The 23,690-nt window shown below is 72.8% G+C and carries 26 protein-coding genes and 1 pseudogene; 15 read left to right on the top strand and 12 right to left on the bottom strand.

Translation table 11 applies throughout. From position 1 onward, the window contains the following. The first annotated feature begins 114 nt into the window (after positions 1–114). Together DV701_RS11740 and fdxA are read left to right on the top strand one after the other, a co-directional pair. Positions 115–759: an NAD(P)-dependent oxidoreductase gene (locus tag DV701_RS11740; protein WP_114928478.1), complete on the top strand. Its 645-nt coding sequence runs from the start codon at positions 115–117 to the stop codon at positions 757–759. 93 nt (positions 760–852) lie between these two features. Then, positions 853–1,194, top strand: a complete 342-nt coding sequence (gene fdxA / locus DV701_RS11745; RefSeq protein WP_114928480.1) for a ferredoxin — start codon at positions 853–855, stop codon at positions 1,192–1,194. Between the two features lie 290 nt (positions 1,195–1,484). Here the strand turns inward: fdxA and DV701_RS11750 are convergent, their stop codons facing one another. Next, positions 1,485–2,228, bottom strand: a complete 744-nt coding sequence (locus DV701_RS11750) for a helix-turn-helix transcriptional regulator (protein ID WP_114928482.1) — start codon at positions 2,226–2,228, stop codon at positions 1,485–1,487. Positions 2,229–2,368: 140 nt separating this feature from the next. On the opposite strand from DV701_RS11750, the gene DV701_RS11755 reads away from it, so the two are divergent. Further along, positions 2,369–2,731 (top strand): VOC family protein, encoded by a 363-nt coding sequence (locus tag DV701_RS11755; RefSeq protein ID WP_114928484.1) that lies wholly within the window; start codon positions 2,369–2,371, stop codon positions 2,729–2,731. Positions 2,732–3,133: 402 nt separating this feature from the next. Here the strand turns inward: DV701_RS11755 and DV701_RS11760 are convergent, their stop codons facing one another. Next, on the bottom strand, positions 3,134–3,712 hold the full coding sequence (locus DV701_RS11760) for a DUF4262 domain-containing protein (RefSeq protein WP_114928486.1): 579 nt from the start codon (positions 3,710–3,712) through the stop codon (positions 3,134–3,136). A 168-nt stretch (positions 3,713–3,880) separates the two neighbouring features. On the opposite strand from DV701_RS11760, the pseudogene DV701_RS11765 reads away from it, so the two are divergent. Then, positions 3,881–4,525: pseudogene (locus tag DV701_RS11765) on the top strand (class I SAM-dependent DNA methyltransferase); the annotation flags it as partial. After that, positions 4,522–5,745: a winged helix DNA-binding domain-containing protein gene (locus DV701_RS11770; RefSeq protein WP_228254997.1), complete on the top strand. Its 1,224-nt coding sequence runs from the start codon at positions 4,522–4,524 to the stop codon at positions 5,743–5,745. The pseudogene DV701_RS11765 and the gene DV701_RS11770, both read left to right, overlap by 4 nt. Positions 5,746–5,778: 33 nt before the next feature. Here DV701_RS11770 and DV701_RS11775 read toward each other — a convergent pair whose 3' ends face one another. Genes DV701_RS11775 through DV701_RS11795 form a run of 5 tightly spaced genes read right to left on the bottom strand, consistent with a single transcriptional unit; the run spans position 5,779 to position 9,276 of the window. Further along, on the bottom strand, positions 5,779–6,801 hold the full coding sequence (locus DV701_RS11775) for a phosphotransferase enzyme family protein (protein WP_114928489.1): 1,023 nt from the start codon (positions 6,799–6,801) through the stop codon (positions 5,779–5,781). 16 nt (positions 6,802–6,817) lie between these two features. After that, positions 6,818–7,108 carry an MGMT family protein gene (locus DV701_RS11780; RefSeq protein WP_114928491.1) on the bottom strand — a complete coding sequence of 97 codons (291 nt, stop codon included), beginning with the start codon at positions 7,106–7,108 and terminating at the stop codon, positions 6,818–6,820. Next, complete coding sequence (locus DV701_RS11785; RefSeq protein ID WP_114928493.1) at positions 7,105–7,647, bottom strand: DUF488 domain-containing protein; 543 nt, start codon at positions 7,645–7,647, stop codon at positions 7,105–7,107. Before DV701_RS11785 ends, DV701_RS11780 begins: the two co-directional genes overlap by 4 nt. Before the next feature lie 13 nt (positions 7,648–7,660). After that, a complete protein-coding gene (gene tal, locus DV701_RS11790; RefSeq protein WP_114928495.1) occupies positions 7,661–8,797 on the bottom strand; it encodes a transaldolase in 1,137 nt (378 codons plus the stop codon). Then, positions 8,794–9,276, bottom strand: coding sequence for a DoxX family protein (locus DV701_RS11795; protein WP_228254998.1), 483 nt, complete (start codon positions 9,274–9,276; stop codon positions 8,794–8,796). The genes tal and DV701_RS11795 overlap by 4 nt, the downstream gene beginning before the upstream one ends. Before the next feature lie 117 nt (positions 9,277–9,393). Here DV701_RS11795 and DV701_RS11800 point away from each other — a divergent pair, with 117 nt between their 5' ends. The 6 genes from DV701_RS11800 to DV701_RS11825 all read left to right on the top strand — a co-directional run bounded on the left by DV701_RS11800 (position 9,394) and on the right by DV701_RS11825 (position 15,472). Further along, positions 9,394–10,623 carry an ATP-grasp domain-containing protein gene (locus DV701_RS11800; RefSeq protein ID WP_114928497.1) on the top strand — a complete coding sequence of 410 codons (1,230 nt, stop codon included), beginning with the start codon at positions 9,394–9,396 and terminating at the stop codon, positions 10,621–10,623. A gap of 11 nt (positions 10,624–10,634) precedes the next feature. Then, the gene (locus DV701_RS11805; protein ID WP_202863522.1) at positions 10,635–11,849 is read left to right on the top strand and encodes an ATP-grasp domain-containing protein; all 1,215 of its coding nucleotides are present in this window, start codon (positions 10,635–10,637) and stop codon (positions 11,847–11,849) included. 179 nt (positions 11,850–12,028) lie between these two features. Beyond that, positions 12,029–12,382: a VOC family protein gene (locus tag DV701_RS11810; protein ID WP_114928499.1), complete on the top strand. Its 354-nt coding sequence runs from the start codon at positions 12,029–12,031 to the stop codon at positions 12,380–12,382. Between the two features lie 67 nt (positions 12,383–12,449). Continuing rightward, a complete protein-coding gene (locus tag DV701_RS11815) occupies positions 12,450–12,992 on the top strand; it encodes a hypothetical protein (RefSeq protein WP_114928501.1) in 543 nt (180 codons plus the stop codon). Between the two features lie 176 nt (positions 12,993–13,168). Then, complete coding sequence (locus tag DV701_RS11820) at positions 13,169–14,599, top strand: MmgE/PrpD family protein (protein WP_114928503.1); 1,431 nt, start codon at positions 13,169–13,171, stop codon at positions 14,597–14,599. Positions 14,600–14,638: 39 nt separating this feature from the next. Then, positions 14,639–15,472, top strand: coding sequence for a phosphosulfolactate synthase (locus DV701_RS11825; RefSeq protein ID WP_114928505.1), 834 nt, complete (start codon positions 14,639–14,641; stop codon positions 15,470–15,472). Between the two features lie 75 nt (positions 15,473–15,547). On the opposite strand, the gene DV701_RS11830 is transcribed toward DV701_RS11825, so the two are convergent. Together DV701_RS11830 and zwf are read right to left on the bottom strand one after the other, a co-directional pair. Further along, a complete protein-coding gene (locus DV701_RS11830) occupies positions 15,548–16,696 on the bottom strand; it encodes a 6-phosphofructokinase (protein WP_114928507.1) in 1,149 nt (382 codons plus the stop codon). Positions 16,697–16,775: 79 nt separating this feature from the next. Continuing rightward, positions 16,776–18,287: a glucose-6-phosphate dehydrogenase gene (gene zwf / locus DV701_RS11835; RefSeq protein WP_407669315.1), complete on the bottom strand. Its 1,512-nt coding sequence runs from the start codon at positions 18,285–18,287 to the stop codon at positions 16,776–16,778. Positions 18,288–18,385: 98 nt separating this feature from the next. Here zwf and DV701_RS11840 point away from each other — a divergent pair, with 98 nt between their 5' ends. The 4 genes from DV701_RS11840 to DV701_RS11855 all read left to right on the top strand — a co-directional run bounded on the left by DV701_RS11840 (position 18,386) and on the right by DV701_RS11855 (position 21,585). Beyond that, positions 18,386–18,697 (top strand): GNAT family N-acetyltransferase, encoded by a 312-nt coding sequence (locus DV701_RS11840; protein ID WP_114928511.1) that lies wholly within the window; start codon positions 18,386–18,388, stop codon positions 18,695–18,697. Positions 18,698–18,994: 297 nt separating this feature from the next. Then, the gene (locus DV701_RS11845; RefSeq protein ID WP_114928512.1) at positions 18,995–19,276 is read left to right on the top strand and encodes a hypothetical protein; all 282 of its coding nucleotides are present in this window, start codon (positions 18,995–18,997) and stop codon (positions 19,274–19,276) included. A gap of 233 nt (positions 19,277–19,509) precedes the next feature. Further along, positions 19,510–20,142, top strand: coding sequence for a LysE family transporter (locus DV701_RS11850; protein ID WP_114928513.1), 633 nt, complete (start codon positions 19,510–19,512; stop codon positions 20,140–20,142). Positions 20,143–20,283: 141 nt separating this feature from the next. Further along, a complete protein-coding gene (locus DV701_RS11855; RefSeq protein WP_114928514.1) occupies positions 20,284–21,585 on the top strand; it encodes a serine hydrolase domain-containing protein in 1,302 nt (433 codons plus the stop codon). On the opposite strand, the gene DV701_RS11860 is transcribed toward DV701_RS11855, so the two are convergent. The 3 genes from DV701_RS11860 to DV701_RS11870 form a co-directional block, all read right to left on the bottom strand. Then, entirely contained in the window at positions 21,533–22,060 is a 528-nt protein-coding gene (locus DV701_RS11860; RefSeq protein ID WP_114928515.1) for a MaoC/PaaZ C-terminal domain-containing protein, read from the bottom strand. The genes DV701_RS11855 and DV701_RS11860 overlap by 53 nt on opposite strands. A 227-nt stretch (positions 22,061–22,287) precedes the next feature. Next, the gene (locus tag DV701_RS11865) at positions 22,288–22,623 is read right to left on the bottom strand and encodes a hypothetical protein (protein ID WP_162802996.1); all 336 of its coding nucleotides are present in this window, start codon (positions 22,621–22,623) and stop codon (positions 22,288–22,290) included. Positions 22,624–22,652: 29 nt separating this feature from the next. After that, a complete protein-coding gene (locus DV701_RS11870) occupies positions 22,653–23,675 on the bottom strand; it encodes an SDR family oxidoreductase (protein ID WP_114928517.1) in 1,023 nt (340 codons plus the stop codon). Between the last annotated feature and the right edge of the window lie 15 nt (positions 23,676–23,690).

The raw sequence follows: 23,690 nt of genomic DNA on the forward strand, positions 1-23,690 counted from the left end.
CTCCCGCGTCCACCCGAGACGGCACCCGCCGCGAGCGGTGCCGCGGCGCGGAGTAACCTAGATGACGCATCACGGACCTTGGGTCCGTCCCTACGACGCAGGAGGCGCTCCTCAATGGCACGCATCGTCATCTTCGGCGGCACCGGTTACTCGGGCGGCAACATCGCGCGCGAGGCGGTGGGTCGCGGCCACGAGGTCGTGTCCTACAGCCGCAACGCGCCGGCCGAGCCGCAGGAGGGCGTGGAGTACCGGACCGGCTCGATGGCCGATCCTGCCGTGGTGGACGCCGCCGCCGACGGCGCCGACCAGCTGGTCGTGGCGCTGCACGCGGTCGACGTCGACGGCGCGCCGATGCTCGAGCGCACGCCTGCCCTGATCGAGGCGGCCAGGCGCCACGGCGCGCGCCTGTCCTTCGTCGGGGGCGCGGCCTCGTCGCTGGTCGCCGAGGGCGGACCGCGGCTGCTGGATACCCCCGACTTCAACGAGGACTGGAAGCCCGAGGCCACCGCGCACGCCGCCGTCCTCGACGCGCTGCGCGAGGCGCCGGAGGACCTGGAGTGGTTCTACGTCAGCCCGGCCGGGCTCTACGGCTCCTACGCGCCGGGCGAGACCACCGGCAGCTACCGCACGGGCGGCGACGTACTGGTCACCAAGGAGGACGGGTCCTCCGAGATCTCCGGCACGGACCTGGCCAGGGCCTACGTCGACGAGATCGAGTCGGGTGCGCACCCGCGGCGCCGGTTCACCGTGGGACACTGACCTGCAGGTCCCGGGCCGCACCGAGCCCCCGCTTGTTTCAACGATACCTATCGTGAATACTAGGTGGATCGAAGTCTCGCCAAGGAGGTAGTCGTGACCTACGTCATCGCCCAGCCCTGCATCGACGTGGTCGACCGCGCCTGCGTGGAGGAGTGCCCCGTCGACTGCATCTACGAGGGCGAGCGCGCGCTCTACATCCACCCGGACGAGTGCGTCGACTGCGGTGCCTGCGAGCCGGTCTGCCCGGTCGAGGCGATCTACTACGAGGACGACCTGCCCGCAGAGTTCACGCCCTACCTGCAGGACAACGCCGACTTCTTCTTCGAGACCCTGCCCGGGCGCGACGAGCCGCTGGCCTCCCCCGGTGGCGCCGCCAAGATGGGCGCCCTGGGCGTCGACACGCCGCTGGTCAGCTCGAACCCGCCCCAGGGCTGAGCGGGGCCGTCCCCACCGTCGGGCCCCCTCGGCGGTCACGCACCTCCGCGGCCTGCAGGTCCCGCAGCACGGCCCTCCCAGCCGGCGCCGCACCCCGCGGCGTGTCGCGCACAAGCACAAGGTGCACTGCGGCGTGTCGGTCGCCAGGACGGCCCTCCTGCACGCCCGGACCGCACCGCACCGGCAGGCCAGCGGGTCGGGGTGCTGCCTGCGGTCGGGTCGGGAGCTGGGTGGCGGTCGGGCAGGAGCTGGGTGAGGCGGTCGGGTCGGGAGCTGGCTGGGGAGGCGGGTCAGGACGACCTGGCTGCGGCCGGAGCCAGGTGGGCCAGGCACAGCGAAGGCGTCACGAACGGCTCGAGGCCCTCGACCCGGACGGCCCCTCCGGCCACCTCGGCGACCCCGCGCATGAGGCCCAGGTGCACGGCGCAGGGGACGGTCCGGTCCTCGCGGGCGAGGTTGCCGAACGGACAGTGGTGGACACGCACCGTGGCGCCGTCCGCAGCGTCTGTGATCTCCGGCGCGAAGCCGGCTCCGTCCATCACCCGCACCAGCTCGTCGAGCCCGGCCTCCCAGTCGCCCGCCGGCGCGTCGGCACGGTCGGGGCCACCGGCGTGGCCGGGGCTCCCGGGGCTCCCGGCGCTTCCGGCGTGGCTGCGACCCCAGGCGCGACCGGCCGCCTCCGCGGCGACCATCGCTTCCTCGCCGTCGCCGAGGTGCATGGCCAGCGCCCCGGCGATCAGCTCGTAGTTGTCGTGGCCCGCACCGTCCTGGTCGCGCCGGGCGACGAAGACCAGGGGCGGCCGGCCAGGACCTGGCGACCTCCCCTGACGACGCTCCACCAGGCCGTCGGCGACGAGCCGCTCGAGGTGGAAGCGCACGGTGTTGTCGTGCAGCCCGGTCGCCTCGGCCAGCGCACGGACGCCGAGCCCCTCGCGCGCACCCGCGATGGCATGCAGGACATCCGCGCGACGCTCCCCGGTGCGACGTGCGGCGACGAGGTCCGGGCGAGGGCCCGAGGCGTCCGACAAAGCCATTTCCACAGCATACGCGGTAATAATGGCGTGGTCACCGTCCTTCGTCCGTCCGGCACCCGTCCGCGTGCGCCTGTCGGTGCCCGGTGCCACGCTCGGACAAGGACGGGAGGACCCGTCCCACCCGACGAAGGAGCACGACGATGCCGCACGGAGACATCACGCACATCGACATCCCGGTGAGCGACACCGGACGGGCGACGGAGTTCTACGGAAGCCTGTTCGGCTGGCAGATCGCGGAGGTCCCCGGCTACGAGGGCTACCCGATGTGGCAGGCCCCCAACAAGATCAGCGGCGGCGGGCTGGCACCGCGTTCGGAGGGCTTCACCCAGCCGCGCAGCTACGTCGAGGTCGACTCGATCGACGACGCCCTCGCCCGGGCCGCCGAGCTGGGCGCCACGATCACCATGGAGAAGCAGCCGATCAGCGAGACGAGCTGGTGGGCGGCGTTCACCGACCCGGACGGCAACTCGATCGGCCTCTACCAGGTCGCCCCAGAGGCGTAGCTTCCCCGGTCGGACCTCGTCCCGGTCATAGCGCGTCCCGGTCTCCTGGTCCGCGCCGTCCGCCGGCTCCTCGTCCAGCCGGCGGACGACCCCGGGCGGGACGCCCACGGCCACCCTCCGCAGCGGGGGGCCGAGGGGGTGGGTGGGCGTGAGAAGCTGGACGTTCGGCCCGATCTGCACGTCGTCGCCGACGGTGGTCGCCGCCACGCCCAGCAGCGCGACCAGCCCGTAGTGGGCGAAGCACCACGAGCCGAAGCGGATGTCGGGCCCGTGGTCCACGTGGAACGGCGGGAGGATCTCGGTGCCCTCGCCGATCCCGTCGAGGCGCCGCTCGAGCAGCTCGCGCCGCCGCTGCCCCTCCTTGACCGGCGTGGCGTTGAAGGCGTCGGTGAGGCCGCGCGCTCAGGCCCGGTAGCCGCCCGGCCGGGGCTGCGGCCACGGCACGGGCACGTGACCCTCGTCCCAGGGGTAACGGCCCTGCGGGTCCGCCCAGGTGAGCTGGAGCGTGGGCAGCGCCGAGCACGGTGGCCGGTCGTAGTAGTGGAAGGTCTCGAACGTCGTCATCCACGGGTCGGGCAGCTCCTCGACGAAGACCTTCAGCCCCTCTAGCTCGAGCTGCTCCCCGGCCATGACGTCCTGACCGTCGTGGAAGACCCGCCGGGCCACCTGGTTGAGGAGCACCATCGACGGCAGCGCCGAGAGGCCGACCACGACCAGCTCGGGGTGGCCCACGCCGAAGAGCCCGGTCGTGTAGCAGAGCGGCACGCTCAGCCGCTCCGGCAGGCTCGACGGGTCCCCGTCCGTCGCGGCCACGATCTCGGCGACCACGTCGGGGCCGGCCGGCACGCCCGCCTCGCAGCACGCGCACCCGCCCTCCTCCTCGGAGACGTAGGTGAGGTGCACTCCATACCTGCGGATGTTCTGCGTCATCTGACGCTGCTGCTGGTCCCAGAAGGCCCGCAGGCCCGGGTCGATGCTCATGGTTCTCCCTCCCTGCGCACCCGGTGTGCGCGTCACCACCGAACGTAGGTCGGCGGCCCGACCGACCACCGGCTCCGTCCACAGGCAGCGCCTGCCGACCTCCGGACCGGCAGGGGGTGTGGACGAGCGGGCGACCGACGCGCTGTCGGTCCCGCGTGGCAGGCTGCACGCATGGGAGCAAAGCACTTCGACGAGCGGGCATCGACCTGGGACGACGACCCCGACAAGCGACGGCACGGCAGGGACGTTGCCCGGGCGGTCGCGGCGGCCGCGCCGGCGCGGGAGTCGACCCGGCTGCTGGAGTACGGCGCGGGCACCGGGCTGGTCACGCAGGGCCTGCTGGAGATCCTCGAGGGGCTGACGGTCACCCTCGCGGACAGCTCCTCGGGCATGCGCGCGGTGCTGGAGGCCAAGATCGCCGACGGCACCCTGCCGAAGGACGCGCGGGTGTGGGACCTCGACCTCGAGCACGACGCCGCCCCGCAGGAGCGCTTCGACCTCGTCGTGACCTCGATGGTGCTGCACCACGTGCAGGCGCTCCCCACCGTGCTCGAGGGTTTCGCCGCGCTGCTCGAGGACGGCGGCCTGCTGTGCGTGGTCGACCTGGACCGCGAGGACGGGTCCTTCCACGAGCACCTGGACGACTTCCACGGGCACCGGGGCTTCGACCGCGCCGAGATCGTCTCGACCCTGCAGGACGCAGGTTTCGTCGGGGTGACCGTCCAGGACTGCACCCAGATCGAGCGCGAGGACGGCCGCTTCCAGGTCTTCCTCGCCGTCGGGCGGCGCGCAGCCCGCACCGGCGGCGCGTGAGTCGGGCCGGCGCGAGGGCGGTCACCGCCGTCCGTCACGTCGACGACAAGGAGCGCCGGGCGAGGCTGGCGATGCGGCACGCCCTGCACCCCGACCACCGGGTCGCGGACGTGCCCGCGGCGACCGGGGCGATGACCGTGCTCCACGCCACCGAGGCGGCGACCGTGCACCTGGCCGTGCACGCCCGCACCGAGGGCGTCTGCGCCGCCGACGTCGACCGCTCGCTCTACGAGGACCGGTCGGTGGTCAAGCAGCTGGCGATGCGACGGACGCTGTTCGTCTTCCCCCGCGACCTGCTGCCCGCCGCGCTCGGCAGCGCGTCGGCCAGGGTGGCGGCCGAGCAGCGGCGCCTCGTGGCCCGCGACGCGCAGCGGCACGGCGTCGCCGACGACGGGCAGGGCTGGCTGGACGCGGCCGCCGGCGCGGTGCTGGGCCGGCTGGCGGGGTCGGCACCGATGTCCGCCCGCGCGCTGAGGGAGGAGCTGCCCGAGCTCACCGGCACGGTGACCGCCCACCTGGACAAGAAGTACGGCGGCACCTCCCATCTGGCCCCCCGCGTGCTCACGATGCTCGGGGCCGAGGGCCGCACCACCCGGGGCCCGAACGCCGGCCACTGGCGCCTCTCGCGCCCCACGTGGACCCTCATGGCGGACTGGCTGGGCGAGCAGCCGGAGCCGCTCGGCACCGACGAGGGGTATGCCGTGCTCGTGCGCCGCTGGTTGCGCACCTTCGGTCCCGGCACGCTCGACGACCTCCAGTGGTGGCTCGGCTCGACCCGGAGCGCGGCCCGGGCGGCCCTCGCCGCGGTCGACGCCGTCCCGGTCTCCCTGGACGGGGACAGGACCGGGTGGCTGCTGCCGGACGACGTCGAGCCGGTCGGTCCGGTCCAGCCGTGGGCGGCGCTGCTGCCCACCCTCGACCCGACGACCATGGGCTGGAAGCAGCGGGACTTCTACCTCGACCCGGAGCACACGGCATACCTGTTCGACAGCAACGGCAACGGCGGCGCCACCGCCTGGTGGGACGGCCGGATCGTCGGCGCGTGGGTGCAGGACGAGGAGGCTGCGGTCCGGGTCGTCCAGACGCCCGACGTCGACCTCCGCCCGGACGCCCGCGCGGCGCTCGAGCACGAGGCGCGGCGGCTCACGGACTGGCTGGACGGGGTGCGGATCAGCAACGTCTACAGCTCGGCGCTGATGAAGAGCGGCCGCCTGCCCTGACGGCGCCTTCCGCGCCGTGCCGGCCGCGGCAGCTCAGACCGCCGGCAACGACCGGGTGAACTCCCCGGTCCGGAGCCAGTGGCGCAGCCGGTCCACCGACGTGACCAGGTAGTCCTCCGCCCGCCCACGCTGCCCGGCGGTGGTGCTGCCGAGCAGGTCGTTGCCCAGGAGCAGCTGTCGGGAGGCGACGAGCGCCTCGAAGTCCGCCGGTGCCGTGTCGGGCAGCGGCGCGACCTCGGCGTAGCCCTCCCGCAGTGCCGCTTCGACAGGCTCCGCACCCGCCCCGCGCAGGTAGAAGGTGCTGACCGCCAGGTCCAGCGCGGGCGTGCCCTGCCCGCAGTCGTCGAAGTCGAAGACCGCGAGGCGGCCCTCGTGCCACTTGAGGTTGCCGCCGTGCAGGTCCGCGTGCAGCGCCAGCACCGGGCCGGCGCGGTGCACCCGTGCGAAGGCGTCCCGGGCCCGCTCGCCCGCGCGCCGCAGGACCTCGTGCTGCTCGGCGTCGAGCCCCGGAGCGCCGGTGAGCCGGTCCTCGTCGCCGAAGAGCGGGTCGTCGAAGACCGGCATCTCGCCGCCATCGGGCAGCACCCAGCGGCGCGCGTGATCATGCAGCTGCGCCATCGCCCGGCCGAGCGCACGTGCCTGCTCGGGGTCGGGCTCGACCACGTCGGGTCCTTCGAGCCAGGCCGCGCAGGTGACGAGCACCTCGCGCCCCAGTGCCGCCGAACCGATCCGCGTGCACCACTGGCCGTCCCGCGTCACCGCGGGGACCGGCACGCGCACCGGGGTCTCCGCGGCGATGGCCAGCTGCCAGGCCTGCTGGGCCAGGATCTCGGCGACGGAGCTCTTCGAGTTGGTGTTCAGCCGCAGGGCGTAGCGCCCGCCGTCGGCCGTCCTGACCTCGAAGGTGGTGTTGTAGGCGTGGGCGACGACCTCCAGGCCCACCACGTCGAGACCGAACTCGGCGGCCGCCGCCACCGCCACCGGGCGCAGCTGCTCCGCCTGCTCGTCGTCGCCGAGGTCCGGGTATGCCGTCGCGCCGACGGGGTGCCTGCTCACGGGAGCAGACTAGGGCTCACAGCGGTGCGCCGGCGTCCCGGTGCCGGCCCAGGTCCACCCGTGCTCCGTGGAAGCTGACGCCCTCGGCCACCAGCAGCTCCCCGGCCGTGCCGCCGTGGCAGGTGGCCGTGGACCCGTCGGCGTGGACGACCCGCCACCAGGGGATGTCCTCCGAGAGCCGGCCCACCAGGCGCCCCGCCTGGCGGGGACCGATCCCCACGGCCGCCGCGACGTCGCCGTAGGTGACCACGGCCCCGGGCGGCACCGCCCGCACGGCCTCGCGCACCCGCGCCTCGACCTCGCTCACGCCGCCGGCTCCGGGTAGGTCAGCCGCCCGTCCGTGACGACGGCGAAGGGGGTGAGGTCGGCCTCCCTGGTCGAGGTCGGGGACATGATGTGGCAGACCTCGACCCCCCGGACCAGCAGCGCGTCGGTCACCAGGCGCCGGTGGCACCGCCAGGGCACGGCCTCGCTGCACATGATGGCCGGGACGTGCTCGGCGGCGGCCGCGAGCAGCTCATCCAGCCCGTGGTCGAAGCCGTCGGTGTCCATGTAGTCGGCGTAGTCGCGGAACGCCTTCACCCGCCAGCCGCCGTTCTCGCTGGGCACGCCCGCCGGGGTATGCCGTCTGCCGCCGAGGTCGCGCAACCACCGGTAGCCGATGTCGTCCGGCAGCTCCTCGACGATCGCGTCCTGGCCCCACTGCGGGAACTTCCGCGAGGAGGGGTAGGAGCGGACGTCGCACAGGAGGTCGACACCGTTCGCGCGCAGCATCTGCACCACCTCGTCCAGCTCTCGCGTGGAGTGCCCGACGGTGTAGACGCGCAACGGCCCGGATCGTCCCATCCCCACCAATCTCTCACAGCGCCGCTGCCGCTTCCTCCTCGTCCGGCACCGCGCCTGCCAACGTGCGCCCCAGCTCCTCGGCCAGGCTCCGCCAGGTGGCGTCGAACGCCTCGATCCCGCCGTCCTCGAGGGTGGTGACCACCTCGTCGTAGTCGATGCCGAGCCCGGAGAGGGCGTCGAGCACCTCGCGTGACTCCTCGTAGCTCCCGTGGACGGAGTCCTCGGCGATCCGGCCGTGGTCGGCGACCGCCAGCAGCGTGGCCTGCGGCATCGTGCTGACCACGTCGGGGGCGACCAGCTCGTCCACGTAGCGGGTGTCCGGGTAGGCCGGGTCCTTGGTCGAGGTGGACGCCCACAGCGGGCGTTGGGGTCGGGCGCCGGCCGCGGCGAGCGCCTGCCACCGCGCTCCGGCGAGCATCTGCTCGTACGCCTCGTAGGCCAGCCGCGCGTTGGCGATCGCGGCCCTGCCGCGCAGGGCCGCGGCCTGCGGCGTGCCGATCGCGTCCAGCCGAGGATCCACCGCGGTGTCGACGCGGGAGACGAAGAAGGAGGCGACCGAGGCGAGGGTGGACAGGTCGCGGCCGGCCCGGTGGGCCTGCTCCATACCGTCCAGCCAGGCGTCCATCACCTGGGCGTAGCGGGCCAGCGAGAAGATGAGCGTGACGTTGATGCTGATCCCCTCCGCCAGGCAGGCGGTGATGGCGGGCAGCGCCTCGAGCGTCCCCGGGATCTTGATGAGGAGGTTCGGCCGGTCCACCGCCCACCACAGCGCCCGGGCCTCGGCGACCTGGGCCGCCGTGTCTCGGGCCAGGCGCGCGTCCACCTCGATCGAGACGCGCCCGTCGACGCCGTCCGTCGCGTCGTGGACACCCCGGAGCACGTCGCAGGCCCACCGCACGTCATACGTGGTCATGGCCCGCAACGACTCCCCGACGTCCGCGCCGCGCGCCGCCAGGTCACGCAGCTGCGCCTGGTAGGCACCGCGACCGCGGATCGCCCTGGCGAAGATGGACGGGTTCGTGGTCACGCCGCTGACGTGGTGGGTGCGCACGAGCTCGGCGAGGCTGCCGCTGGTCAGACGCTCCCGACTGAGGTCGTCCAGCCAGACGGACACGCCCGCCGAGCTCAGTGCAGACAGGCGGTCGGTCACGCCGCGCTCCTGACCGGGTCGTGCCGGTGGCCCAGGGGCGCGTCGTAGGCGCGGGACAGCAGCGCCAGCGACAGGGCGGCGACGAGCAGGCCGAAGTCACGCAGGGCGACGTCGTAGTAGCCCGAGTAGGTCAGCAGGTTGACGATGATGCCGGCCAGCCAGAGCGCGACCACGTAGCTGGCGTAGCGCGGCTTCACGGCCACCGCGACGCCGGCGACGATCTCCACCACGCCCACGACGTACATCGCCGTCTGCGCCGAGAACGGCAGCAGGGCCACGATCCACGGCGCGAGGTAGCCCGGCCAGTCGGTCAGGCCGTTGAAGAACTTGTCGATGCCCATCCACAGGGGCAGCACGACGAACCCGACCCGCAACAGCCAGAACGCGGCGTAGGTCGGGTCCTGACGGACCCTCGCCCACACCTGGGCGACGGCGTCCCCGTCCCGGTGGACCGGCACCTTCTGCGACGTGGTGGTCATCTCGCTCACTCCTTCTAGAAAGAATCTTGATACTTTTTACAATCCTCCTTCGCGGTCTGCCTGTCAAGAGCGCGCGCACGCCGCCCGCGCGGCGCGAAAAGACACTAGGGTCGCGTCATGGTGGTCGCAGCCTTCGTCGCCCCCTACCTGCTCCAGGCCACGTCCCGGTTCGTCGCCGCAGCGGCCGCGGTCCCCGGCGTGCGTCTGGCGCTGATCACCCACGACCCGGCCTCCAGCCTGCCGCCAGAGCTCAGGGCCTCCCTCGCCGGACACTGGCAGGTGAGCGACGCGCTCGACCCGCAGCAGCTGGTCGACGCCGTCCGCGGCCTACAGTCGCAGGTCGGCCGGGTCGAGCGCCTGGTCGGGATCCTCGAGGAGCTCCAGGTGCCTCTCGCCCAGGCCCGCGACGCCCTGGGCCTGGAGGGCATGGGCGAGGAGGCGGCGCGCAACGTGCGCGACAAGTCCCGGATGAAGACCGTGCTGCGGGGCGCCGGCCTGCCGTGCGCCCGCCACCAGCTGGTCACCCGGACCGAGGAGGCCGAGCGCTTCGTCGCGGAGGTGGGGCGGCCACTCGTGGCCAAGCCGCCGGACGGCGCGGGCGCACGCTCCACCTTCCGGCTCGACACGGACGCGGACGTCCGCTCCTGGCTCGAGGTCGCCCGGCGCGACCCTGGCGAGGTGTGGCTGCTCGAGGAGTTCCTCACCGGGCAGGAGCACACCTTCGACAGCGTCACGCTGGGGGGTCGCACCCTGTGGTCCTCGATCTCCGACTACCGCCCTCCGCCGCTCGACGTGCTGCGCAACCCGTGGGTCCAGTGGACGGTCCTGCTCCCCCGGGACATCTCGGGCCAGGAGTACGACGAGATCCGCCGCCTGGGCCCCCGCGCCCTCGAGGTGCTCGGCGTGCAGACCGCGTTCAGCCACATGGAGTGGTTCCGCCGCCCCGACGGCTCGGTCGCGATCTCCGAGGTCGGGGCCCGGCCGCCGGGCGCCCAGCTGGCCGGGATGATCGGCCACGCCCACGGGGTCGACTTCTTCTCCCTGTATGCCGAGCTCGTCCTCCTCGACCGGTTCACCGAGCCGCAGCGCACGCACGCGGTGGGCACCGCCTACCTGCGGGGCATGGGGCGCGGTCGGGTCCGCGGGGTGCGCGGCCTGGAGGACATCGAGCGCGACCTGGGGCACCTGGTCGTCGACGCCCGCATGCCCACGCCCGGCCAGCGCGCGTCCAGCTCCTACGAGGGCGAGGGGTTCATCACCGTCAAGCACGAGGACACCGACGTGGTCCGGGAGGCTCTGGACCGCATCGTCGGCGGCGTCCGGGTCGAGCTGGTCGAGGAAGGCTGAGGAGGTATGCCGTGCGCGTGGTGATGATCTCGCCCGGGTTCCCGGTGGAGCAGTCCTACTTCACCCGGGCGCTGGCCCAGGCCGGGGCGGAGGTCGTCGGCGTCGGCGACCAGCCGGAGCACGTGCTGCCGCCGGAGGCTCGCGCCAACCTGGTCCACTACCAGCAGGCGCCGCTGGGGCGGGCCGACGAGGTGCTCGACGCGCTCGTCGACCTGGGCCGACGCGCCCGGATCGACCGGGTCGAGTGCCTGTGGGAGCCTTACGTGCTGCTCGCGGCGATGGCTCGCGAACGGCTGGGCCTGCCCGGCATGACCGTGGACCAGGCCCTGCTCTTCCGGGACAAGGAGCTGATGAAGCAGCGCCTGGACGAGGCCGGGATCCGCACGCCCCGGCACGCCTCGGCGACGACGGCCGCCGAGGTGTGGGCCGCCGCGGAGCGCATCGGCTACCCGCTCATCGTCAAGCCGATCGCGGGCGCCGGCTCGGCGGACACCTACCGGGTCGACTCCGCCGAGGACCTCGCCGAGCTGCTGCCGATGCTGCTGCACGTGCGCAAGCTGTCGGTCGAGGAGTTCATCAACGGCGACGAGGAGTACACCTACGACACCGTGTGCGCGGACGGCGAGGTGCTCTTCGAGAACATCAGCTGGTACCGCCCGCGCCCGCTCATCGGCCGCTCGGTGGAGTGGATCAGCCCCCAGACCGTGGCCCTGCGCGACATCGACGCCCCGCACCTGCAGGACGGTCGGGAGATGGGCAGGCAGGTCCTGCAGGCCCTCGAGTTCGACACCGGCTTCACGCACATGGAGTGGTTCCGCACGCCCGGCGGCGAGACGGTCTTCGGCGAGATCGGCGCCCGTCCGCCGGGGGCCAGGTCGGTGGACATCATGAACTTCTCCACCGACGGAGACCTCTTCCGGGCCTGGGCCGAGGCGGTGACCCGCGGGACGACGGCAGCCCTGACCAAGCAGTACAACGCGCTGACCCTCTTCAAGCGGGCGCGCGGGCTGGGGCGGATCACCCGGATCGAGGGCCTGGAGCAGCTGGTCCGGGACTACCGCGAGCACCTGTGCGTCGTCGACCTGCTCCCCGTCGGGGCGCGCCGCCGCGACTGGCGGGCCACGCTCCTCTCCGACGGCATGGTCATCGCGCGGCACCCGGACCTGGACCAGCTGACCGCCATGGCCGACCGGATCGGCCACGACCTGCAGATCTACGCGAGCTGACGCCCGAGCCAGGCGAGCAGCCGCTCCCGGAAGACCACGCCCGGCGCGATCCCGGGGACCCTGTCCGCGGCGTGCGGCATGCCGGGCTCCGGCGGGCTCGCAGCCGAGGACCGCTGATAGTGTCCAAATCCTCTATTCCACCCCGGCCGTGACGGCCGTGACAGACGAGGAGCGTGCGCGTGAGCGAGCACGACGTGCGGATGATCCTGCTGAGCACCGAGGACCTGGACGCCTCGATCCGCTTCTACACCCAGACCCTCGGGATGGCCCTGAAGTTCCGCGACGGGTCCCACTTCGCCGCGGTCGACGGCGGCTCGGTGACGATCGCCCTGGCCACCGCGATCGACCACCCGCTGCCGGGCAAGGTCGTCGTCGGCGTGAAGACCGACGACGTGGACGGGGCGGCCCGTGCGGCGGAGGCTGCCGGCGGGGCCGTCGTCAAGGAGCCCTACGACGACGCGCACGAGCGCCGCGCCGTGGTCTACGACGACCAGGGCAACGGCCTGGTCTTCTACCGGCCGCTGCAGCGCTGACCACGCTGGTCCTCGCGCCGGCGCCTGCGGATGAGACAGTGGTGCCGATGGACGAGGTGGGATCGGCATGACTGACCAGGACCGGGCGCAGGAGACGGCCGGCGCCGACGGCGTGGGCGAGCGGGACGAGCTCGTCTACGCGCTCGAGGGGCGCTTCGCCCCGCACGTGGGCGCCGCCGCGTCGCTCGTGCGGGACGCCGAGCGCGGGCTGGCGGAGGCGAACGAGCGGCTGGCCGCCGCCCGGCAGGCCGCCGAGGAGGAGCGCTACCGCTCCGACCCGTTGGTCTTCATGCGCAGCACCCTCCAGGAGGAGGTCGAGGGCCTGGACCGCAAGACCACCCCCAAGAAGGTCCGCAACGCCTACCGCTTCCTGCTCGACCGCGCGGTCGAGCTGGCCGCCGGCGAGGTGCAGGGCTTCCACGACGACGCCGAGGCCGAGCGTGCCGAGCGTGAGGACGGGGTGCAGGCGAGCCTCGCCGCACAGGAGCGCGCCGAGGCCACGCTCGAGGCCGCCCGGGCCGCGCAGGAGCGGGTCGCCTCGGCCGAGAGGGCCGCGCGGCGCGGCCTGGACCTGATGCTGGCCAAGCTCAGCGGTCCGCCGGAGGGGTAGGGGCCGGATCCGCCGACGGCGCACCGCGCCGGAGGACCGTCCTGGCCGCCGAAACGCCCCTGCGACGGCAGCAGGAATCCGACAAGTATCTTGACATCAAGATATTGTCGTGGCACGATGGACATGTTGGTAAGGCAAGCCTTGCCTTACTGCATCGTGCAGGAAGGACGGTCCCCATGAACCCCACCACCTCCCCCACCGAGGTCGTCCGGCTCGCGCGGTTCGTCGCCGACGCCCGCTTCGAGGACATCAGCCCCGAGGCGCTCGAGCAGCTGAAGATCCGCGTGCTCGACACCCTCGGCGTAGCCATCGGCGCGCTCGACGCCGAGCCGGTCGTCGCCGTCCGCGGTCTGCTCGACGACCTGGGCGGCGCCCCCTCTGCCACCATGATCGGCGGCGGGCGCACCTCCCCCGACCGGGCCGCGTTCTGGACCAGCGCCCTGTCGCGCTACCTCGACTTCATGGACTCCTACCTCGCCCCCGGCGAGACGTGCCACCCCTCGGACAACCTCGGCGCGGTGCTCGCGGCGAGCGAGTCGGTCGACGGCACCGGGGCCGAGCTGCTCACCGCGCTGGCGGTGGCCTACCAGGTGCACTCGCGCCTCTCCGACGAGGCACCGGTCCGCGCCGCCGGCTTCGACCACACCACGCAGGGCGCGTATGCCGCAGCCGCCTCCGCGGCCAAGGCCCTGCGCCTGCCGGTCGAGCAGATCGCCAACGCCGTCGCGATCAGCGGCACCGCCAACAACGCGCTGCGCGTGACCCGCACCGGCAACCTCAGCCACTGGAAGGGCCTGGCCTACCCCCAGGTCTCCAAGGAGGGCACCTTCGCCGCCCTGCTCGCCTCGCGCGGGATCACGGGGCCTGAGCAGGTCTTCGAGGGCAACAAGGGCTTCAAGGAGTCGATCGCCGGCGACTTCACCATCGACTGGGCCGCCGAGGACCTGGAGCGCGTGCGCCGCTCGATCATCAAGAAGCACAATGCCGAGATCCACTCCCAGTCCGCCCTGGACGCCGCCCAGGCGGTCCGGGCCGAGGACGGCTTCAGCCCGCTGGGCGTCAGCGGGGTGCGGCTGCGCACCTTCGACGTCGCCTACTCGATCATCGGCGGCGGCGAGGAGGGCGACAAGCGCACCGTCCGCACCAAGGAGGAGGCGGACCACTCCCTGCCGTGGATGCTGGCAGTCGTCCTCCTCGACGGCGAGCTGGGCCCGGCCCAGTACCACCACGAGCGGATCATCGCCGAGGACGTGCAGGACCTGATGACCAGGATCACGATCGTGCCGGACGCGGGCTTCTCCGCCCGCTTCCCCGAGGCGATGCCGGCCGACCTGGAGGTCACCATGACCGACGGGACGGTCTTCCGCGCCTCGACCGACTCCTACGAGGGCTTCCACACCGACCCGCTGAGCTGGGACGGCGCCCGCGCCAAGTTCGACCTGCTCGCCGCGCCGTTCGCCACGCCGCAGCTGCGCGAGGAGATCGCCCAGCTCGTCCAGGACCTCGAGCACCGCACGGTCGCCGAGCTCGCCGACGCGCTCGCCCGCGTCAGCCCCACCCGCGCGACGGCCACCCTCGCGTCCCCGGCGCCGACGTCCGCGGCGTGAACCCCATACCTGAGTGAAGAAGAAGAAAGAGGAAGTCAGATGAGCAACCAGATCCCCTTCGACGTGAGCTTCAACTTCGTGCCCCGCGCCGCGCGCCCGACCAAGCCGCGCAGCCACGGCATCACCGAGATCCGCGCGCCCTACTACGACACGTTCGGCACCCGGCACCTGCAGGACGTCATGGACGTGGCCGGCCAGTGGGTCGACGGCATCAAGTGGGCGGGCGGGTCGTTCGCGCTCGTGCCGGCCGAGCAGGTCCGCGCGTTCAGCGACATCGCCCACGAGAACGACGCCTACGTCTCCTCGGGCGGCTGGATCGAGACCGTGCTGCGCTACGGCGACGACGCGGTCGACGCCTACCTCAAGGAGGCCAAGGAGGTCGGCTTCGACGTCATCGAGATCTCGACCGGCTTCATCATGCTGCCCACCTCCGGCCTGCAGCGCCTGGTCGAGAAGGTCGTCAGGGCCGGCCTGAAGGCCAAGCCCGAGCTGGGCATCCAGATCGGCTCCGGCGGCGACTCCTCCGAGGCCGAGCTGGCCGCCGAGGGCGCCAAGGACGTCGGCGACCTCATCGACCGCGGCAGGAAGGCCCTGGAGGCCGGCGCCGAGATCATCATGATCGAGTCCGAGGGCATCACCGAGAACGTCACCCGCTGGAACACCGGCGTCGCCGCGACGATCATGAACGGGCTAGGGATGGAGAACGTCATGTTCGAGGCGGCCGACGGGCCCGTCTTCGAGTGGTACGTGAAGAACTACGGCAACGAGGTCAACCTCTTCGTCGACCACAGCCAGATCCTGCAGCTCGAAGGCCTGCGGCAGAACATCTGGGGCAACAAGTCGACGTGGGGACGGGTGATCAACCCGGCCTGACCTCGCCGGCCCGACGTCGATGGCCCCACGTCGATGGCCCAGGCCTGAGCCGAGCGTGGCGCGTCTGACCGTCGGTCAGTAGAGGAACATCGGCTTGCCGCGCACGTGCCGCACCTTGGGCCGGTAGTGGGGCGCGTCGTAGAGCTCCTCGACGTCGACGCCCTTCACGCCCTCGCCGGTCACCGAGATCGGCACGCTGGAGTAGCTGCCGTTGCGCAGCGCCACCATCCGCCCGGTGGACCCGTCGAGGGCCAGGTCGGCGGCCATCACCGCGTAGTTGGTGGCGACCATCAGGTCGAGGGAGTCGGGGCTGCCCGAGCGCATCAGGTAGCCGACCTGCTGGTAGACGATCTCCTCACCGGTGCGCTCCTTGATCAGCTCGCCGGTGAGCTGGCCGATGCCGCCGAGCTTGCGGTGGCCGTAGGCGTCCTCCTCGCCGGAGAGCATCATGTCCCCGCCGGCGATCGTGGCGCCCTCGGAGATCGTCACCATCGAGTAGTTGGAGGGGTTCTTCGCCTTGTCCGCCAGCAGCAGCTCGCTGACCCGGTCGACGTCGAAGGGCACCTCGGGGATCAGCGCCCGGTCCGCGCCGGAGAGGTATGCCGTGATGAGCGAGGTCTCCCCGGAGTAGCGGCCGAAGAGCTCGACGACGGCGATCCGCTCGTGCGAGCCGGTGGAGGTGCGCAGGTTGTGCATGAACTGCACGCCGCGGGTGACCGCGGTGGAGAAGCCGATGCAGTAGTCGGTCCCGTTGACGTCGTTGTCCATCGTCTTGGGGATCGCGATCGTGGGCACGCCCTCGCGGTGCATCCGCAGCCCGTAGGACAAGGTGTCGTCCCCGCCGATCGGGATGAGCACGTCGATGCCGGCCGCCTCGATGACCTTGAGCACGTGCGGCGTGAGGTCGTGGGGGCCCTCGCCGCTGACGCTGCCGGCGAGGAAGTCCGGGACCTCGGAGGTGCGGACCTTGCCGGGGTTGGTGCGCGAGCTGTGCAGGAAGGTGCCGCCGCTGCGGTCGACGGTGCGGACGACGGCCGGGTCGAGCTCGAGCATGTTCGCCGCCAGCGACTCCGGGTCCTCGGGGTTCGTGCCGAGCAGCCCGCCCCAGCCGCGCCGGATGCCGGTGACCTGGTGGCCCTCCTCGTGGACCCGGTTGACCACGGCCTTGATGCACGGGTTCAGCCCGGGGACGTCGCCGCCGCCGGTGAGGATGCCGATGCGCACGTCTGGTCCTTCTTCCTGCCGCTGCGGGCCGGCGCCGGTCGGTCGTGGCCCTGGATCCCGGCCAGGCTAGCCGAGCGGCTCACCCACCCGTCGGGGTGTGGTCGCGCCAGGTCCGCTCGAAGGGCAGCCGCCAGGCGTGCGGCGCGATCAGCTGGTGGATGGCGTTGGGTCCCCAGGTCCCCGCCGGGTAGGGCTTCACCGGCGGGGGGCTCTGCAGCAGCGGGCCCGAGCGGGCCCACAGGCTCTCGATGCCCTCGGCCGTGGTGAACAGCGTGTGGTCGCCTCGCATCGCGTCCAGGATGAGCCGTTCGTAGGCCTCGAGGACGTCCCCGGCGGCCGCGGTCTCCTGGGTGGAGAACTGCATCGAGAGCTTCTCCAGGCGCATCCCGGGGCCGGGGCGCTTGCCGTAGAAAGACAGCGAGACCTTGGACTCGTCGGCCAGGTCGAAGGTCAGGTGGTCCGGCCCGGCCTGCCCCACGCCGGAGTGCGCCGGGAACATCGTGCGTGGCGCCTCCTTGAACGCGATCGAGATGATGCGCGCACCCTCGGCCATCCGCTTGCCGGTGCGCAGGTAGAACGGCACGCCCGCCCAGCGCCAGTTGTCGATCTCGCAGCGCAGCGCGATGAAGGTCTCGGTGTCCGAGTCGCGCGCGACGCCCTCCTCGTCCAGGTAGCCGACGTACTGGCCGCGCACCACCCGCGCGGGGTCCAGCGGCAGCATCGAGCGGAAGACCTTGTTCTTCTCCTCGCCGATCGCGGTCGGCTCCAGGGCGGTCGGCGGCTCCATCGCCACGAACGCCAGGACCTGGAACAGGTGGGTCACCACCATGTCCTTGTAGGCGCCGGTCGCCTCGTAGAAGCCGGCCCGTCGCTCCAGGCCGAGGGTCTCGGGTATGTCGATCTGCACGTGGTCGATGAAGTTGCGGTTCCAGATCGGCTCGAACAGCCCGTTGGCGAAGCGGAAGGCGAGGATGTTCTGGGCCGCCTCCTTGCCCAGGAAGTGGTCGATCCGGAAGATCTGGTCCTCGTCGAAGGTCTCGTGGACGCTGGCGTTGAGGTGGACCGCGCTGGCCAGGTCGGTGCCGAAGGGCTTCTCCATGACGATCCGCGAGCCCTCCACCAGGTCGGCCTCGCGCAGCAGCCCGATGACCGACAGGGCCGCGCTGGGCGGGACGCTGAGGTAGTGCAGCAGACCGGACCGCTGCCCGAGGGCGGCCCGCTCCTCTGCCACGACCCGCGCCAGCCCGGCGGCGCCGGCGCTCGTCGGGACGTACCGGAGGTTGTCGGCGAAGGCGCCCCACTCCTGCTCGCCCAGCTGCCGGTGGCCGAACTCGGCGAGCGCCTCCCGGGCGAACTCCCGGAACTCCGCGTCGTCGAACTCCTCCAGCGAGCTGCCCACCACCCGGATCTTCGGCGCCAGGTCCGAGCTGCACAGGTAGGCCAGCCCCGGCAGCAGCTTGCGCCGGGAGAGGTCGCCGCGGGCGCCGAAGAGCACGATCACGTGCGGTTCGGCGATCTCCTCGGTCTGCGTGGCCGGCCCGAGACCGGGGTATGAGGTGGTCTGGGTCAGCGGGTCGGTCCAGGCGGTCACCTCCGCGAGTCTGGCAGGCGACGACCCGGGGTGTCGACCGGTGCCGTACGGTGCGCGGGGCCGCGTGGCCCGTCGACACCGCATACCCAGGAGGACCCATGGCCGAGGTGACCGTCACCCACGAGCCCGACCGCACCCGTTTCGAGGCCCACCTCGAGGGGAAGGTGGCCGGCTTCGCCGACTACCAGCAGACGCAGGAGCTGTGGGTCTTCACGCACACCGAGGTCGACCCCGCCTTCGAGGGGCAGGGGGTCGGCGGCGCGCTGGTCCGCGGCGCCCTGGACCACGTCCGCGCGGACGGGACCCGCACGGTCCTGGCGGTCTGCCCGTTCGTCCGCGCCTGGATCGCACGCCACCCGGAGTATGCGGACCTGCTCTACCAGGGGCGTCCGTCCACCGTGGCGGACTGAGGGCCCTCCCCGGTTCGCCGCAGCCCTAGGACCAGCGGGCCGACTACGCTGCGGGCACCATGTGCTCCCTCCCCGCTGACGTCGGATGACGGGCGCCGTCGCCGCGATCCTGACCGGGCTGGCGACTTCGAGACGCTGCTGGGCGAGCTGGGCCAGTAGGTCTGCGCGCGCAACCCGCTCACGTGAGTGGTTCCTGCACGCCGCAGGGCCAGTGCCCGTGCTCGACTCACTCACGTGAGTGGTTCCTGCACGCCGCAGGGGCAGATCGCGGGCCTACCTCACTCAGGTGAGTGGCCCGTGCGCGCCGCAGGGGCGGTCAGTGACCCCGGGGCGCTGGCCGACCAGGCACCCAACGTCGAGATGTTCGACGTCGCGGTGGCCGATGACGAGATCGTCGTGGTCACCCTCACCTGCAAGGAGAGCGACGGGCAGAACCTCGCCGACCAGGAGGCGGCGGCAGCCGCGGCGTCTGCGGCGGTGCTGGGAGCGGTCACGTTGCTCTTCCCGCCCGCTGCTGTGATCACGGACGGCGCGCTCTACAACACGGTGGCCGCACGGGCCAAGGCGGTCGGCCTCTGACCGGCCACCACGGCAGGGCCACCCGCGACCGCCCCGAGCAGGCGGGGGCACCCAGGACAGGCCGCGGCCCCCACGCCCAGGAGGGCGAGCGTGGGGGCCGCCTCCTTGGACCCGTCCAGCATCGCCCCATCAGGGTGAGCGGGTAGCAAGGTCGCCGTCCCGACCGCATCTCGACCGCTCCCAGCGCCGGACTACGCTGCGGGCACCATGTGCTCCCTCCCCGCTGACGTCGGATGACGGGCGCCGTCGCCGCGATCCTGACCGGGCTGGGGATCGGCCTGGCCGCCGGCGTCAGTCCCGGCCCGCTGCTGGTCCTGGTCATCACCTCGACGCTGCACGGCGGGCTGCGCCACGGGCTCGCCGTCGCCGCCGCTCCCCTGCTCAGCGACCTCGTCGTCGTCACCGCGGTGCTCCTCGTCCTGCGCGAGCTGGGGCCGGACGCTCTCGGCTGGCTCGGGGTCGTGGGCGGTGTGCTCGTCGTCCTGGTCGGCGTCCAGACCGTGCGCGAGGCGCGCACCGCCAGCCTCGCGCCGGGCGTGGCCGGGGCCGCTCCTCCGCTGCGCACGGCACTGCGGCGGGCCGTGCTGGTCAACCTGTTCAGCCCGCACCCGTGGCTCAGCTGGATCACCGTGCTGGGGCCGCTGACCGTCTCCTTCTGGCGGGGCGGCGCGCCCGCCGGCGTGGCCGTGGTGCTGGGGTTCTACCTCACCCTGGTCGGCTCCAAGGCAGCGCTCGCGGCGGTGGTGGCGCGCGGCCGCCGCTGGCTCACCGACACCGGCTACCGCCGGACGGTCACCGGCGCCGGCGTGGTCCTCATGGTCCTGGGCGTCGTGATGCTCGTCGAGTTCGGTCGGCACCTGGTCTAGAAGGAGGCGCGCCGGGAGCGGGCAGATCTCCGTCCCCAGGACGAGGCGGGCCGTCCCCGATCTCCCCCGGGGTGCCGATGCGCCTGTCGGTGCGGGCACGCAGACTGGCCGCACACCACCATCGAGACGAGAGGGGACCCGATGACCATCCGCACCCGCACCGCCCGACGAGCCACGACCGGCGGGACCGCCGCCCTGGCCGCGCTGGCCCTGGTGCTGCCCACCACCGCCTCGGCGGCCCCGGACCGACCCGAGGAGCACGGCATACCTGGGAGCGTGTCGGCCGCCCAGGACGAGACCGCGCTGCGCGAGCAGGTGCGCCACGCCGCGCGGACCGCGCAGCAGCAGGTGCGTCTCAAGGGGACCCCGCCCGGCCGGTCGACGCCGGCCACCGACGCGCTGGACGCCGGCATGGCCAAGGTCGTCACCGACGGCGCGATCGGCGTCACCGTGCGCGTGGACTCCCCTGACCTGACCTGGCGCGGCTCGGCAGGGGGCCGTGCCCTCGACAAGCGGCCGCCGGCCGGCTGGCAGGACCGCTTCCGGGTCGCGAGCAACACCAAGATGATGGTCGCCACCCTCGTCCTCCAGCAGGTGGAGGCGGGGACGTGGACGCTCGACACCCGGGTGGAGGACGTCATCCCCGGCCTCCTGCCCGACCACCCCGACGTGACCCTCCGGCAGCTGCTCAGCCACACCTCCGGGATGCCCAACGGCACCCAGGAGCTGCTCCTGCCCAACGTCGAGGGTCCCGAGATGTCGGACTTCCTGGCAGCGATCGGGCGCGACTACACCGACCAGGACCACGTGGACGCGGTCAACGCCTTCCCGTGGACCGAGCCGGGGGAGTTCGTCTACTCCAACGCCGGCTACGTCGTGCTCGGGATGCTCCTGGCGGCCCGGACCGGCGAGGACGTCGGGACGCTGCTGCGCGAGGGAGTATGGGGACCGGCGGGCATGCGGCACACCTCCTACCCGCTCGACCCGGGTATGCCGAACCCGGCCCTCGAGGAGGACGCCTGGGTCGGCGACGGCTGGCTCGAGCTCGGCGGCTTCGACCCCGACCTGTTCCGGTCCTCCGGTGCCGTGGTGAGCACCACGGCCGACCTCAACGCGTTCACCGACGCGCTGATCTCCGGCGAGCTGGTCGACCCGGCGCTCGTGCAGGAGATGGTCACGCCGGTCACGACCGACATGCTCCAGTACGGCCTCGGGGTCTACCGGCTGCCCGATCCCTGCTCCTCCCCCGAGGACCCGCAGTGGCTCTACGGGCACGACGGCGCGACCTACGGGACCCTGAGCGTGGCGTTCACCAGCGCCGACGGCACCCGCCAGCTCTCGCTGGGCGTGACCGGTCGCGACCTCAGCTCGCTGGAGGGGCGGTGGAACATCAACGAGGTCCTGGTGCCCGCCCTGCTGGCCACCTGCCCCGTGTCCGGGTGAGTGGCAGCTGCCGCGACCTCATCAGCGAGTCCACCTCGAGCTCCAGCACGGGCTTGCCGTGCTGGTTGCGCAGGACGCCGGCGATGACGACCAGGGAGCGACCGGGGGCGGCCGGCTCCACGGACCGCACGAGGATGCCGCAGCTCAGGACGTCGCCGGGACGGACCGGCCGCAGGAAGCGCAGGCTGCGGATCTCCCTGCCGGCCACGACGTCGAAGCGGTGCAGGAGACCGGCGACCGCGAGCTTCTGGTAGATCGAGGCGGTGTGCAGCCCGCTGGCGATGAGCCCGCCGAAGTCGCTGTGGGCGGCGAGGTCGGCCGAGACGTGGAAGTACTGCGGGTCCCAGGCGGAGGCGAAGGCCACGATCTCCTCCTCGGTGACCGTGTGGGAGCCGCAGTCGACCTCCTCCCCCAGGGGAAGCTCCTCGGCGGGCAGGAGCACGGGGGCGGCGGTGCCGGTGCCTGGCCAGGTCATAGGTGCCACCACTTCTCTGTCGTCGGGACCGCCGTGCTGCTGCGCGGACCGTCGCGGACCTCCGCCGCGAGCGACAGTCCATCATGCCGTGCGGCCGTCCTCCCACGGTGCACGGGCCCGCCGTCCGACCCTGCCCTCACGCCGAGGGGTGCGTGCCGCGACCTCCCCCGACCTCGCGGCCGTCCTGCGCGTCGCGGCACCTTGTCCAGAGGCGGGGCGACAGAGTGTCAAGGGTGCCTCGAGCACGAGACGGCCAGCGCGAGCTCCCCGGCCGCCAGCACGGCCGCACCGGCCGCCTGGCGCAGCGCCCAGCCGCGGCGCCGCCGGCAGACGAGGGCGAGGCCGAGCATGCTCGTCCCGTGCAGGACGTCGACGGCGCCGCCGAGCGCGTGCAGCCCGCCACGGGCGTGCCGGTGGAGCCGGTCCGCGGCGAGCGCGGTGCCGACGGCCTGGACCAGCAGGCGCGCCCCCAGGATCCTGCCCACCAGGTCCGGGCGGCCCAGCTGCACGAGCCCGTATGCGCCGCGCCCGCCCTCGAGGGCGCTCGCGAGCGGGGAGGTCACGTCCGCCGGTGCCGGGTGTCCGGACCGGGTCACGAGCGCCACCGGGACGCCAGCGCCCCGACGGCAGCCGTGGCGCCGACCGCGCCGAGGCCGGCCAGCAGGCCGTGGTGCCGGGAGGCCCACACCTGGTAGGAGCGGTCGGTGGCGCGGTCGTCGAAGGGACCGTGCGCGCCGTGGTCGCGGTCGGCGTCGGCCGGCTCCCACAGGTTGACCGGCTGGTCGGGGTCGCGCGGCTCGTCGCCCTGCTGCGAGGCGAAGCCGGTCCGCGCCAGGTAGCGGTCCAGGATCCCGGGGGCGACGGCGTTGGCGGCCAGGGTCCCCACCGTGCTGCCGCCGACCCAGTACTCGCGACGTCGCGGATGGTCCGCGGCGTACAGGACCGCGGAGGCGGGGATCTCGGGCTGGTAGATCGGCGGGACCGGCTGGGCCTTGTTCGGCAGCCGGGAGAGGACCCAGCGGAACTGCGGGGTGTTGACCCCCGGCATCTGCACCATGGTCACGTGCACGTTGCTGCGCTCGTGCAGCAGCTCGCAGCGCAACGACTCGTGGAAACCCTGGATGGCGTGCTTGGCGCCGCAGTAGGCGCTCTGCAGGGGGATCCCGCGGTAGGCCAGCGCCGAGCCGACCTGCACGATCGTGCCGCGGTCACGGGGCTTCATCCTGCGCAGCGCGGACATCGTGCCGTAGACGAAGCCGAGGTAGCTGACCTCGGTGACACGGGCGTACTCCTCCGGGGAGATCTCCCAGAAGGGCGCGAACACCGAGGTGAACGCGACGTTGACCCAGACGTCGATCGTGCCGAGCTCGTCCTCGACCCGGGCGGCGGCGGCCTCCACCTGCTCGTGGTCGGCGGTGTCGGTGGGGATGGCCATGGCGGTCCCGCCCGCCTCCTCCACGTCCCGGGCGGCCGCCTCCAGCCCGGCCCGTCCCCGGGCCAGCAGCGCGACGGTGGCGCCGCGCCGGCCGAACGCGACCGCGGTGGCCCTGCCGATCCCCGCGCTCGCGCCGGTGACGACGACGATCTGCTGCCTGTTCTGCTGCCTGTCCCTCACTGGCCGACCTTCTTA

Source organism: Ornithinimicrobium avium, from assembly GCF_003351765.1.
GTDB classification, from domain to species: domain Bacteria; phylum Actinomycetota; class Actinomycetes; order Actinomycetales; family Dermatophilaceae; genus Ornithinicoccus; species Ornithinicoccus avius.